General features: G+C 70.1%; 13 protein-coding genes. 7 read left to right on the top strand and 6 right to left on the bottom strand.

Annotation, left to right across the window (positions count from 1 at the left end; genetic code table 11):
* Nucleotides 1–320 precede the first annotated feature (320 nt).
* The gene (locus CRP55_RS29820; RefSeq protein WP_179855386.1) at nt 321–1,352 is read right to left on the bottom strand and encodes a DUF262 domain-containing protein; all 1,032 of its coding nucleotides are present in this window, start codon (nt 1,350–1,352) and stop codon (nt 321–323) included.
* Nucleotides 1,353–1,584: 232 nt separating this feature from the next.
* Here CRP55_RS29820 and CRP55_RS53320 point away from each other — a divergent pair, with 232 nt between their 5' ends.
* Together CRP55_RS53320 and CRP55_RS56300 are read left to right on the top strand one after the other, a co-directional pair.
* Nucleotides 1,585–1,923 (top strand): hypothetical protein, encoded by a 339-nt coding sequence (locus CRP55_RS53320; RefSeq protein ID WP_179855385.1) that lies wholly within the window; start codon nt 1,585–1,587, stop codon nt 1,921–1,923.
* Nucleotides 1,920–2,141 (top strand): GNAT family N-acetyltransferase, encoded by a 222-nt coding sequence (locus CRP55_RS56300; RefSeq protein WP_097323714.1) that lies wholly within the window; start codon nt 1,920–1,922, stop codon nt 2,139–2,141. Before CRP55_RS53320 ends, CRP55_RS56300 begins: the two co-directional genes overlap by 4 nt.
* On the opposite strand, the gene CRP55_RS29810 is transcribed toward CRP55_RS56300, so the two are convergent.
* Nucleotides 2,098–2,523 (bottom strand): VOC family protein, encoded by a 426-nt coding sequence (locus CRP55_RS29810; protein ID WP_097323711.1) that lies wholly within the window; start codon nt 2,521–2,523, stop codon nt 2,098–2,100. The genes CRP55_RS56300 and CRP55_RS29810 overlap by 44 nt on opposite strands.
* Before the next feature lie 54 nt (nt 2,524–2,577).
* Between CRP55_RS29810 and CRP55_RS29805 the strand changes: the two genes are divergently transcribed.
* A complete protein-coding gene (locus tag CRP55_RS29805) occupies nt 2,578–3,543 on the top strand; it encodes a helix-turn-helix transcriptional regulator (RefSeq protein WP_097323708.1) in 966 nt (321 codons plus the stop codon).
* Here CRP55_RS29805 and CRP55_RS29800 read toward each other — a convergent pair.
* Nucleotides 3,536–3,904 (bottom strand): hypothetical protein, encoded by a 369-nt coding sequence (locus CRP55_RS29800; protein ID WP_097323705.1) that lies wholly within the window; start codon nt 3,902–3,904, stop codon nt 3,536–3,538. The genes CRP55_RS29805 and CRP55_RS29800 overlap by 8 nt on opposite strands.
* A 105-nt stretch (nt 3,905–4,009) precedes the next feature.
* Between CRP55_RS29800 and CRP55_RS29795 the strand changes: the two genes are divergently transcribed.
* Both CRP55_RS29795 and CRP55_RS29790 read left to right on the top strand, forming a co-directional pair.
* Nucleotides 4,010–4,597 carry a class I SAM-dependent methyltransferase gene (locus CRP55_RS29795; protein WP_097323703.1) on the top strand — a complete coding sequence of 196 codons (588 nt, stop codon included), beginning with the start codon at nt 4,010–4,012 and terminating at the stop codon, nt 4,595–4,597.
* 60 nt (nt 4,598–4,657) lie between these two features.
* Nucleotides 4,658–6,712: a M14 family zinc carboxypeptidase gene (locus tag CRP55_RS29790; protein WP_097323701.1), complete on the top strand. Its 2,055-nt coding sequence runs from the start codon at nt 4,658–4,660 to the stop codon at nt 6,710–6,712.
* 45 nt (nt 6,713–6,757) lie between these two features.
* On the opposite strand, the gene CRP55_RS29785 is transcribed toward CRP55_RS29790, so the two are convergent.
* Nucleotides 6,758–7,642, bottom strand: a complete 885-nt coding sequence (locus CRP55_RS29785; protein WP_179855383.1) for a hypothetical protein — start codon at nt 7,640–7,642, stop codon at nt 6,758–6,760.
* A 90-nt stretch (nt 7,643–7,732) separates the two neighbouring features.
* Nucleotides 7,733–8,887 carry an ROK family transcriptional regulator gene (locus tag CRP55_RS29780; RefSeq protein WP_097323696.1) on the bottom strand — a complete coding sequence of 385 codons (1,155 nt, stop codon included), beginning with the start codon at nt 8,885–8,887 and terminating at the stop codon, nt 7,733–7,735.
* Between the two features lie 142 nt (nt 8,888–9,029).
* Here CRP55_RS29780 and CRP55_RS29775 point away from each other — a divergent pair, with 142 nt between their 5' ends.
* Together CRP55_RS29775 and CRP55_RS29770 are read left to right on the top strand one after the other, a co-directional pair.
* The gene (locus tag CRP55_RS29775; protein ID WP_097323693.1) at nt 9,030–11,096 is read left to right on the top strand and encodes an alpha-galactosidase; all 2,067 of its coding nucleotides are present in this window, start codon (nt 9,030–9,032) and stop codon (nt 11,094–11,096) included.
* Nucleotides 11,097–11,118: 22 nt separating this feature from the next.
* Nucleotides 11,119–12,063, top strand: coding sequence for an acetylxylan esterase (locus tag CRP55_RS29770; protein WP_097323690.1), 945 nt, complete (start codon nt 11,119–11,121; stop codon nt 12,061–12,063).
* Here CRP55_RS29770 and CRP55_RS29765 read toward each other — a convergent pair.
* The gene (locus CRP55_RS29765) at nt 12,046–12,726 is read right to left on the bottom strand and encodes a hypothetical protein (RefSeq protein WP_143234983.1); all 681 of its coding nucleotides are present in this window, start codon (nt 12,724–12,726) and stop codon (nt 12,046–12,048) included. The two genes, CRP55_RS29770 and CRP55_RS29765, sit on opposite strands and share 18 nt — an antisense overlap.
* Nucleotides 12,727–12,746: the final 20 nt, after the last annotated feature.

The following is a 12,746-nucleotide window of genomic DNA, read 5'->3' as shown; positions in this document are numbered from 1 at the left end:
CTGTCTCTATCAAGCCCTCGCCGACCTGGTCACCGACGCCGCCCGACACCACCGCGTCGACCCCGACCGGATCAGCTTCCTGCGCGCCCGCAACACCGCCCGCCGCTCCGTGTCCCGGATAACGGCGGATTTTCCCCCCTCACCACCTGCAACAAGCCCGTGAACACGCCTGGCACGAACTCGGCCGCCGCGTCCACGACCGACCCGGCAGATCAAGCCCCCGCGCCACCAAGCGCTACAGCCGCCGCTACCCCTCCCGCGGCGACCGACCCCCAGCCCGCCACGTCGAACACACCATCACCCTCCACCGGGTGAAACCCCTACCAGCCCAAACACCTTAAAGAAGCGCCATTGCGCTTGAGGCGCCAGCTCTCCACGATCTTGATCGTTTCGAAAAGTGCGTGAGAATAGTTCGGCAGTTTTTCCTCGAATGCAAGCTTCGCTGCCATGCAGAGCCAGGTATGGATAGTGGCTTTATTCCACTTCAGGCGCCGACCGCTATCATCGCTTGTGGGTGCTTTCAGGAAGCAGTCAATCGCGTCCTTCGCGAGGCTCATCGTCCGATCGGAAAATGGCTTCGTGTCGCGATATCGAGTGGTTATTCGGAGCGCGGTTACCTTTTCTGTCAGCTTGCCTTGTTCAATGGTGAGAAGTAGCCGAGCAAGAAGATCGTCGTATGCCATGCGGGCGTTGGAGAAGCCCAGGCGCTCCGACGACATCCCTCGAGCGCTTGCCCATTCTACGAGGTCCTTGACCTGATTGCGTGCAGCTCCAATGAACGCGTTCCGCTTCTCGGCCTCCGTCAGCGTCATGGGCTGATTCAAGCGGAAGAACAGCTCGTGCGGTTCCTCTGGGGTATAGTCATGGAGCTCAAAGACTCGGATGGCGAAAGCCTCGAATTGATCCTGAACGCCCATCGGTAGTTGGGCGAACCGGCGTCCGTCGTACTGAGCGAACTGAGGTACATGAGGTTCGATGTGTCCGTCGACGGTGAATTGCCCTTGCATGAAGTCGCGGATGGCGGTCAGGCGCTGCTGGCCATCGAGGACATCAAACTTACCCTCGCCTTTCGCCACCAGGTGGATCGGTGGCACATGCCACCCTCGGAGGATGGTGTCGATCAGGCGTTGTTTCTTGCTGACGCTCCAAACCTCTCCCCGCTGGAAGTCGGGCTGCAGGTCAATGGTCTTCCGTTCAATGCGCCTGAATACGGTCGCGATATCCGGGTCGCTGGTCTGGAATCTCAAGCTGCGCCGCCCAATTTGTACCGTTATCTGCTGCCTGGCCGTCAGGTGACCATCATGGTCAATTTGTCTTGCACTGTCCAGTCCGGAGAACGGCTGACGGCCCATCCTCCGCTTGGAGCCGTCAGTCCGGCATACATCTATCGCGAGGACCAACGTGGATGACGACAGAGCACATTGAGACCGGATGTCGCGGCTCGATGCCTCGGTCCGGCGTACCTGGCCGGTTGCCGAATCCTTTGCCGTTGAGCTTCGCGACTCCTTCGCCAGCGGTAGGCACGGCGGTGTTGGAGCTGGCCTGGGACGTGATGCCCTCCATCCCTTGGCTACGGTCGGCGGCGTGTCTGATGATCTCTTCGCGCTGCACGAGGCCTCGCTGATCGAGTCGTGGCGGCAGCTGGCCTCGGTGGATCCGGTGGGGGAGGTGGCGGTCGATGCCGGCGCGGTCACCATGGCGCACTCGCATCCGGCGCTGTGCAACGCTTTGCTGCGTACGCCTGAGGGGCTGAGCCGCATTCGAAAGGTCTTCGCCGGCCGTCACCACGCGGTGTGGGTGCGCGAACCGCAGGCCGGCCTGGATCGCGCGCTGGAGTCGGCCGGCTACCAGCGCGACGAGCGCACCGTGCCGATGGTGCTGGACCTGCGGGCCTGGAACGGAACGACTGGGCGATCACGATGACCACGGGCTCGGTCGCCAACGTTTCGTTCGTGACCACCCGTGAGGAGTTTCAGCGGCGCGGTCTGGGGCGAGCCGTCATGACGCGGGCCCTGCAGGACGCGCGCGGTCGGGGCGAGACGCACGCGACCTTGCAGTCGACGCCGGAGGGGCTTCGTCTCTACCGCCGCCTCGGTTTCAGTGATGTTGGCGTGTGGCAGGAGTGGACGCCGGGACGCTGAACTTCGCCTTGGCGGCGGGGGTGACCGGGGTGAAGAAGTTGACCAGGTTGCCGTCGGGGTCGCGGACCAGCAGGGAGCGGTTGCCCCACGGCATGGTGGTGGGCGGGGCGACGGTCTCGGCGCCGGGGAGCTTCTCGTGGGTGGCGTCCACGTCGGGGACCAGGAACTCGATGATGACTGAGTGGTTGTCGGCGGCGTGGGCCGAGCCGGGGGAGAACAGCGGCACGGTGCGCTCGCTGCCGATGGCGAGGGTGGCTCCCTCGGTGGTGATCTCGGCGAAGTCGGGGGTCGACCAGGTGGCCGGGGTGCCGGTGGCCTGCTCGTAGAAGGCGACCAGGCGGGCGATGTCGGCGGTGATGACGCGCAGGGAGATGAGGTTCATGGCCGTGACGCTAGAGCTGATACCGGGCAGATTCCGCCCGGTATAGTCGGCCGTGTGGCGCGGCCGACAGCTCAGGTGCTCACGTTGCTGGAGCTGCTCCAGTCGGGCGGGGTGCGGCGGGCGGCCGAGCTGGCCGACCGGCTCGGCGTGGACGAGCGGACGGTGCGGCGCTACGTCGAGCATCTCGTCGAGCTGGACATCCCGGTCGAGTCGGTGCGGGGGCGTTACGGGGGATTCCGGCTCGCGCGGGGCTACCGGGTGCCGCCCCTGATGTTCAGCGACGACGAGGCCCTCGCGGTGCTGCTCGGCCTGGTCGCGGGTCGCCGGGCGGGGCTGATCGGGATGACCGGGGCGGCCGACGAGACGGCGGCGGCGAAGATCCGGCGGGTGCTGCCGCAGCGGCTCGGCCGCCGGGTGGAGAGCGTGCTCGAGACGCTCAGCTTCACGGCCACGGAGCGCGCCCCGGCCACCCCGGACACGGCGACCCTGCTGGCCGTGGCCGACGCGGTGCGCCACCGGCGGCCGCTGACCTTCCGCTACACGGCCGGGAACGGGCAGCGCACCGAACGCACCCTGCATCCGTACGGCCTGGTCGCACATTCGGGCCGGTGGTACGCCCGCGGCACCGACCCGGCGATCGGCGAGGAGCGCACGTTCCGGCTGGACCGGATGACCGACGTACGCCCGCTGCCCGGCACCTTCGACCCGCCGCCCGGATACGACCCGGCGGAAGAGGTGCTGACCGGCCTGGCCCGCGCCGAGTACCGCCACCGGGTCCGGCTGCGGATCCAGGCGACCGCGGAGCGGATCCGGGCGCGCTTCCCGGCCGCGCTGGCCGTCGTCACCGCGGCCGAGGACTCCTGGCACGACGTGGAGATCCGCGCCGAGCGGCTCGACTGGATCCCGGGAGCGCTGGCCGCCCTCGACTGCCCCTTCGTCATCGAGGAGCCGGCCGAGCTCCGGGCCCTGGTCACCGCCCTCGCCACAAGGCTGGCCGCGCATGCTGCAGCGGTCAGGTGACCGCTGCCACCAGCACCAGGATGCTGGCCGCGATCTCCAAGAGGCCGACCTGTTGAGGAACCAGGCCGCGGCCCGGCAGGAGCCAGGCGCGCAGGAGCAGCAGGGCGAAGACGGCGGCCGGAATGACGCCCTGGGTGACGACGGCGGCCAGGGCCACGGCGTGGTAGATGATCGAAGCGGCCCGGTAGGACTCGCTGTCCCGCTCGCGGATCATGGTCTTGACGTAGAGGATCGTGCCGGTCAGGTAGAGCAGGACCAGCAGGAACGGTTGACGGCGATCAGCACCGCGAACGCGGGGGCGTAGAGCACGACCGCCGGGCCGCGCCACGAGCACCGCCGCCGCCAGGATGAGCGTGCTCACCCCATCGTTCGGGACGCTATCGAGCGGGCCGGACGGGCGCCCAGGGACTTTGGTCCCTGGTGGGGTAATACCTTGGTATGGCCTGATCATGGGGGAGGTACTGGTATGAGCGAGCAGGAGAACCTCTGGCTCCGGCAGATCGCCGAGAATCCGGGGCATTCGCAGTGGTACATCAAGCGGTTCGAGGACATGGCGGCCCGCGGCGTGGACCTGAACGGCGAGGCCCGGATGATCGACGCGATGGTGGGGCGCGGCGCGCGGATCCTGGACGCCGGCTGCGGCACGGGACGGGTGGGTGGTCACCTGGCCGAGCTGGGGCACGAGGTCGCCGGTGTCGATCTCGACCCGGAGCTGATCGCCGCCGCCCGCAAGGATCACCCGGAGGCCACCTGGACGGTCGGTGACCTGTCCGAGCTGCGGCTGGAGGCGACCTTCGACGTCGTGGTCTGCGCCGGCAACGTCATGACCTTCGTGGCGCCGTCGACCCGCCGGACCATTCTCGAGCGGTTCCGCGAGCATCTGGCCGAGGGCGGCCGCGCGGTGATCGGCTTCGGGGCCGGGCGCGGGTACGAGTTCGACGACTTCCACCGCGACGCGGCGGCCGCCGGGCTGCGGCCGGACCTCATGCTGAGCACCTGGGATCTGCGCCCCTTCGGGCCGGACAGCGACTTCCTGGTCGCCGTGTTCAATTGACAACCGACTATGTGGAAGGTGAGGTGAGGAGCGACATCCTTCGATGAAGCAGGAGGTTCGATGTCGTTCCGTCCTCGCTGGGTGGCCGTCGCCGCCGCCCTTGTCCTGATCGTCCTGCCGGTCCCGCGAGCGGCCGAGGCGGCGCCGCCCGCCGCCGTCGCGCTCGACCCCGGCGAACCGGCGCTCATCCGCTTCCGCCTGCCGAACGAGGCGATGCTGCAACGCCTCGTCGCCGGCGGTGAAGACCTGGCCGCCCGCCCCCGTACGCAGAATGGCGCCGTCCTGGCCGACATCGTGGTCGACGACGCCCGGCTGGCCGCGCTGACCGCTCAGGGCGCCGAGCCGCTCCAGGTGATCCAGCGCGGGTCGAGCGGCGCCGCCCGCGCGACCCGGCTCGCCGCGCAGGCCGACACCCTGCACTTCCTCCAGGCCTACTGGTGGACCAGCAACGGCAAGACGTTCCTGCAAACGCAGGTCGCGACCACCGCCACCGACGACCCCGACGTCGAGATCACGGTCACCTGGCGTACGGCCGACGGCGCCACCGGATCGTTCCCCCTGGTCCGCTTCGAGGACTCGGGTGAATACCAGTACCACTACGCTCTGCCACAGCCGATGCCCGCGAAGCCGGTGCAGGTGACCGCCGCCTCGAGCCTCGGCGGCACCTCCCGGGCGATCACCCCGGCGGTCTGGCCGGGCGCGACCCCGCCCCCGCTGCCGGCCGGATACCAGAAGGACTTCGTCGACGCGTACATGACGCCGGTCGACATCAAGGCCCGCATCAAACGCCTGGCCCGGCAGTATCCGAAGCTCGTCGACGTCATCAACCTGCCCAACAAGACCCAGGGCTACCGGCGTACGGCGGTGGCGTACCTCGGCGATCCCAACGCGGCGGCCGTCATCGTCGAGTCGGTCGCCTTCGGCGATCAGGGCATGAACGGCGTCCAGGTCCGCACCGTCGATCCGGGCGCGGCCAACCGGCCACTCTCGGCGACATACAAAGACCGGGTTCTCACCGTACGTCTCGCGACCGACACCACAGGCAAGACGATCAGCACCACCGACGACGTCGCGGCGTTCATCTCGGCTCGCTACCCGCAGCGGTTCCGCGCCGTGGTCGAGGAGGGCTCGGCCGGCCTGCCCATGCCGGTCGCCGGCCCGGCCCGGCTCGACGACGGCCTCCAGGGCACCGAGGTGCCGAAGGGCCCGTGGACGGTTCAGGCGCTGCGGATCGGCAAGACGCGCGACGGCTCGAAGCCCGGCGTGCTCAGTTACAGTCAGGAACACGCGCGCGAGTGGGCCACCCCGCTGGTGACCCTGGAGTTCGCCGAGCGGCTGCTCGCCAACTACGCCACCGACCCGGCCACCCGTCAGCTGGTCGACGACGTGGACATCTTCATCATTCCGACCGTCAACCCCGACGGCGCCAACTACTCGTTCAACGACTTCAACTTCCAGCGCAAGAACCTGGTCAACCACTGCGCCGGAGCCACCCGCGATCCGCGCTACCGCAACTCGTGGGGCGTCGACGTCAACCGCAACTACACGGTCGGCTCCTACTTCGACGGTTACGTGGGGGCCAGCGCCAACTGCCTGTCCGGCACGTACGCGGGCACGGCCGAGCTGTCCGAGGCCGAGTCCCGCAACGTGATCGCCCTGGCCAAGGCCCACCCGAACATCAACCTGGCGATGAACGTGCACAGCTACGGCGGCTACTTCATGTGGCCGCCCGGCGCCTACAAGGCCGACGGCCGGGTCACCCTGCCCCGCCCGTCGATCGACGAGTCGAAGTTCTTCCTCGACTCGGCCCGCCGCATCGTCGGCGCCATCGCCACCGAGCGCGGCACGGTCACCTGGCCCTCGTACACGGGCCCGGTCGCCGACGTGCTCTACTCGGCCGCCGGCAACTCGGCCGACCAGCTCTACTACGAGCTGGGCATCGACGCCTGGGACTTCGAGGTCGGCAACGACCGCTGGAACGAGACCACGCAGCAGTGGGAGGGCGTCGGCTTCCAGCCCCCGTTCGACGAGGCCCACGCCGAGTCCCAGGAGTACGCCAACGGCCTGCTCGAGCTCGTCCGCGTGGCCCGCGACCGGGCCGCCGCCGAACAGTAGACACGCGGGCCCGCTTCCCCCGGTTCGCCCGGCGGGAAGCGGGCCTCAGCGTTTGAGGCGCCAGAACGATCCTGGTACGAGGAACACGAACGCGGGTTCGGCCTCATGCTCGAGCTCGCGCGCCAGCTTTCTGCCGTCACGGTAGGGGCGCGCCTTTCCCGGAGCCCAGTCGGCGACGTCGGAGAGCACGTGCTCGTGCTTCAGGCTTGGCCTCAACTCCCGCACATCCAGCCAGCCCTTGCCGTCCTCCCACAGTGGATACTCACGCTTGTCACCGGGAATCAGCCAGATCAGGCGCGGCGGCGGCTTCAGGGTGATCGCAGGGGAGGGAGAATTCGCGCAGAGCTTCCGGGTGGTGCCGAAGTAGGTCTTCTCGGTTGTCGCTCCGCGATAGGCCATCAGCGGGGCGGTCAGGGCGCTCGCGACCGCCCATCCCCACTCCCGGGCGACGACGGCCATCACGGCGATCGCCAGGAAGGCGACCGCCAGCGCGTTGTGCATGGTGAACTCCGCCCGGATCTTCGCCGAGAGAGCTCCCGCCTCCGGAGCGTTCCTCCGGAGCCAGTCGTATCCCTTTCCCGCGTCTTTGTCGTTCAGCACCCACCAGTATTTCGGGCGCCACTTCTGGCCGCCGTCCTCGTAGACGGCACGACTCGGTAGCGGAGGCAGCGACCAACCGCGTTCATTGCATCGTTGGACGATCTTCGCCAGCGGCGCGATCACGTACCCGGCCACGAAGGGAACGAAGAGCAGAACCAGCGTCGCCGCCGGAAGCGCGTTGCCGTCGTCGAGCCGGCCACCGACGACTGTGCTCAGCAGAGCCCGCCACTCGTCCTGGCCGAGCAGCAGGATCCAGGACCCGAACAGGACGAGCCCCGGGACATATCTCGCGAGAATGTCGAAGAAGACCTGCGGGATGAGTTCGGCCAAAGCTTTCATCACGCTGCGCCTCGCAGACGATGGATTCCGGATCGTCGCACAGCAGGACCCGGCCGCGCAGTCGCCCACCCGACGCGCACCTCAGGCCAGGGGCACCAGGCGGGACTGGATGCTGACGGCGGCCGCGCCCCGGGCCCACTCCTCGAAAGGGAGGGGGCGGATGGACAGCGGGCAGTCGGCGGCGGCGCCGAAGGCCTGGCGTTCGAAGCCGGAGCGGATGTGGGGTTCGAAGAGGTCGTACGCCGACAAGCCCTCGCCGGAGACGACGATGTGGGCCGGGCCGACCAGGTTGGCCACGGCCGCGATGCCCAGGCCGATCGCCTCGCCGGCCCGGGCGAAGACTGCCGTCACCCTCGGGTCGCCGGCTCGGGCCTGGGCTACCGCCTCGTCGATGGTCGACGTGCCGGCGGCGGCCACGATGTAGGAGGTGCCGGCGATGGCCTCGACGCAGCCCCGGCTGCCGCAATGGCATTGGGGGCCGGCGGCGTCGACGCTGATGTGGCCTATCTCGCCGGCCACGCCGTGGGAGCCGGAGACCGGGCGGCCGTTCACGACCAGGCCGCAGCCGATGCCCTGGCCGACCGTGACCAGGGCGAACGAGTCGGCGCCGGCGCCCTCGCCGAACCAGTGCTCGGCCGTGGTGAGGGCCTTCACGTCGTTCTCGACCGTGACGACCAGGCCGGTGGCGGCGGCCGCCAGCTTGCCGAGCAGGACGTTGCGCCAGCGCAGGAACGGGGAGTAGCGGACCAGGCCGGACGCACGGTCGACGTCGCCCGAGACGGCCAGGCCCAGCCGCCGGGTGCGTTCGCGGTAGTTGCCGGGGCCGTCCAGCAGTTCCCCGGTCATCGCCGTGATCTCGGCCAGCACGTCGACCACGGCCGATGACCTCAGCGGGCGGTGGGACACCGCGCGGATCTTCGCCGTCAGGTCGCAGACCACGCCGATGAGCTCGTCGCCGGTGAGCTTGACGCCGAGGAAGAACTCGCGGTCGGCCCGCACGGTGAGCGGGCTGGCCGGGCGGCCGGCGCCGGGGCCGGTGCGCTCGGTGGCGTCGAGCTCGCTGAGATATCCGGCGTCGATCAGGGGGCGGGCCGATTTGGTCACGGCGGCCGAGGAGAGCCCGAGCTTGCGGGCCAGGCTGACCCGGCTCTGCGGTCCCGAGGTGACCAGCGCGGTCAGGATCGCGGCGGCCGCCGGGGAGGAAGCGAGCACGGAGTAGTCGTCAGCCGGGGACATGCTTCGGAAGTCAACCGTACCCACGACATGAAAGCTAGGAGTATTAATTAACTTCGTCAAGTATTGATTTCGGCGCGCGATCGCTCATACGCTCGGCGCCACGTCACTGCGGTGACATCGACGTGTAACCCCGAGGACTCACATGCACATCTCGTACGAAACCGGCCAGCGGCTCTGGCTGCTGACCGGCGACACCAGCGCCTACGCCCTCCGGCTGGACGACGGCGACCGCCTGCGGCATGTGCACTGGGGCCCGAGGATCACGCTAGCCGAGGCGGTCGCGCTCGGCCAGGAGATCGCCGACCCGGCCGCCAGCAGTTTCGAGCAGGGACCGGGCGCGGCCGAGCTGTCCGTCGAGGGCGGCGACCACTTCGGGCCGGTGTCGCTGCAGGTCCGCTTCGCCGACGGCACCCGCGGCATCGAGTGGCGCTATCTGGGCCACGAGGCCGACGGCAACCACCTGCGGATCGACCTGGCCGACCGCTACTACCCGCTCGAGGTCAAGCTCCACTACGCCGTGCACGACGACGTCATCGAGCGCTGGGTCGACGTCGTCAACAAAGGCCCCGAGACCCTCGACGTGCTGCGGGCCGACTCGGCCGCCTGGCAGGTGCCGGCCCGCGAGGGCTACCGGCTCAGCCACCTCGTCGGTGCCTGGAACAGCGAGTTCCGCCTCCGGCGGGCCGACCTGCCGACCGCCGAGACCGTGCTCACCAGCCGCCGCGGCGCCACCAGCCACCACGCCAACCCGTGGCTGGCGGTCGACGACGGCACCGCCGGCGAGGACCACGGCGAGGTGTGGAGCACGGTGCTGGCCTGGAGCGGCAGCTGGCGGGTCACCCTCAGCCGCGACCCCGGCGGCCGCACCGGCTGGACCGGCGGGTTCGGCCACGAGGGTCTGACCTGGACGCTCGAGGCGGGGGAAACCCTCACCACGCCCGTGTTCGCCGGCGTGTGGAGCGGGTCGGGCTTCGGCGCGGCGAGCCGGGCCTGGCATGCGTACGTCTCAAATCAGGTCCTGCCTTATCCCGCGGAAGACCGCCCGGTCCTCTACAACAGCTGGGAGGCGACCGGCTTCGACGTCGACGAGGCGGGTCAGATGGCGCTGGCCGCGAAGGCCGCGAGCCTCGGCGCCGAGCTGTTCGTGATGGACGACGGCTGGTTCGGCGCCCGCCTCAGCGACCACGCCGGCCTCGGCGACTGGGAGCCCAACCCGCGCCGCTTCCCGAACGGCCTGCGCCCGCTGGCCGACGAGGTGCGGCGCCTCGGCATGCGGTTCGGCATCTGGGTCGAGCCCGAGATGGTCAACCCGGACAGCGACCTCTACCGCGCCCACCCCGACTGGGTCCTGCACCAGCCCAACCGGCGCCGCACCGAGATGCGCAACCAGCTCGTGCTGAACTTCGCCCGGCCCGACGTCGAGCAGTGGGCCCACGCCTGGCTCGACAAGCTCGTGGCCGGCCTCGACCTCGACTTCCTCAAATGGGACTTCAACCGCGCCTTCACCGAGGCCGGCCCCGACCGCGTGTTCCTGGAGCACACCCGGGCCGTCTACCGGGTCATGGACCGGCTGCGGGCCGACCACCCGGGCCTGCGCATCGAGGCTTGCGCGGGCGGCGGCGGGCGGGCCGACCTGGGCATCCTCGCCCGTACCGACCAGATCTGGACCTCCGACAACACCGACGCGGTCGACCGGATCGCCATCCAGAACGGCTTCGGCCAGTACTTCCCGGCCCAGGTCATGAGCGCCTGGGTCACCGACAGCCCGAACGTCACCACCGGGCGCACCACCCCGCTGCGCTTCCGCTTCCACGTCGCCATGGCCGGCGTCCTCGGCCTCGGCGGCGACCTGACCACGTGGACCCCGGACGAGCTCAAGGAGGCGGCCGAGCACGTCGCCGCCTACAAGCGGATCCGGCCGATCGTCCAGCACGGCACCGCGTACCGGCTCACCGGCGCCGGCACCCTCACCGGCGTGCAGTTCGTGCACGGCGACGAGCACGTGGTCCTGGCCTGGTGCCCGACCCGGTCGTACGGATACCACCCGGGGCCGCTGCCGCTGCCCGCCGTCCTGCCCGGCGCCGGCTACCTCGACCTCGACACCGGCGTCACCCACTCCGGCGCCGTCCTGCGCCAGCGCGGCCTGCCCCTCGACCTGCCGTCCGGCGACCACGCGAGCACGCTCGTCCGGCTCCGCCGCCTGTCCTGAACCCCCGATTGCGAGACCACCGATGGCACACTTCGATCTCCCACCCGACCAGCTCGCGGTCTACGACCCGGACGTCACACGGCCGGCCGACTTCGACGAGTTCTGGAAGCAGACGCTGACCGACTCTCCGGCCGCGGAGGCGACCTTCACGCCGTACGACGCCCTGCTGCCCGGCGTGACCATCCACGACGTCCGTTTCCCCGGCTACGGTGGCCAGCCGGTCGCGGGCTGGTTCCTGGTGCCGGCCGGCGCCACCGGGCCGGTGCCGTGCGTCGTGCAGTTCATCGGGTACGGCGGCGGGCGCGGCCTGCCGCACGAGTGGCTGCTCTACCCGGCCGCCGGCTACGCGGTCTTCGTGATGGACTCCCGCGGCCAGGGCGACGGCGACACCACCGACCTGCCCGGCGTCGGCCCCGCCCACAAGGGCCTGCTGACCCGCGGCGTGCTGGCCCCGGAGGACTACTACTACCGGCGGCTGTTCACCGATGCCGTGCGGGCGGTCGACGCGGTCCGCTCCCGCCCCGAGGCCGACCCCGGGAAGATCGTGGTGGCCGGGGCCAGCCAGGGCGGCGGCATTGCCCAGGCCGTGGCCGGGCTGCGCTCCGACCTGGCCGGCGCCATCATCGACGTGCCCTTCCTGACCCACTTCCGGCGGGCCACCGAGATCACCGACGCCTACCCGTACCGCGAGCTGCCGGACATGCTGGCCAGCAACCGCGACACCCTGGACCGGGTGTTCCACACGCTGTCCTACTTCGACGGTGTGCACTTCGCGGCCCGGGGCACGGCGCCCGCCCTCTACGCGGTCGGGCTGATGGACGCCATCTGCCCGCCGTCGACCGTCTACGCGGCCTACAACCGCTACGGCGGCCCGAAACAGATCCGCGTCTGGCCCTACAACGGCCACGAGGGCGGCGGCAGCGTCCAGCAGGCCATCAACGTCCGCTGGCTACACGACCTGCTCTGACACGCCGATCGGGCGCGGCGGGGCCGGCTCACCGGCCGCGCTCCGCCGCAACGCCGTCGCCGTGTCGTAGTCGACCGCGACCCGCAGCAGGGGCCGGCCGTCGATGAGAAGCGGGAACCGTTGCGGCCGCACGCCGACATAGGCGAGCGGCCGCGGCACCCGGACGCCGTTCTCCAACGTGACGGCGCCGGTGTGCAGCGTCTGGAGCGCGTAGACCCCCGCGTGTCGCCCCTCGACGGCGTCGAGCACGGCCAGCTGGGCCGGGACCGCCATCGTGACGACGGCGGTCTCGCGGTGCCCGGGCATCGCGGTCAGCGTGGAGGGCGTCCGGCCGACGCGGGTCGGGCCGGCACACCAGACCGAGGCGAGATCGGTCATCTCGCAGGCCAGGTTCACCACCGGCAGCGGCGTGCCGTTCAGCATCACCTTGCCGGGGCAGGCGTTGGCCCCGTAACTCAGCAGCGGCACCCGGTCCGCGAGGGGCGCCGCGTCATTCCGTACCAACCAAGCGTCCAGACACTGCGCGCCCTGGACCGACCAACCGCTCGGCATCGCGTCGTCCGGGCCGACCGGCAGGCACATGCCGTCGGCGTCGACCAGCCACGATCCGCCGGGGCGCTCGCCGGGGTAGGGGTCGACGAGGAAGTCCGCGGCCGGTCGCATCATCCCGCAAGTTAACATCG

The sequence above is a fragment of the Paractinoplanes atraurantiacus genome (genome assembly GCF_900215205.1).
Lineage (GTDB): Bacteria > Actinomycetota > Actinomycetes > Mycobacteriales > Micromonosporaceae > Actinoplanes > Actinoplanes atraurantiacus.
The sequence above is the reverse complement of the archived record's forward strand: the minus strand, read 5'-3'. Positions and strand labels throughout refer to the sequence as shown.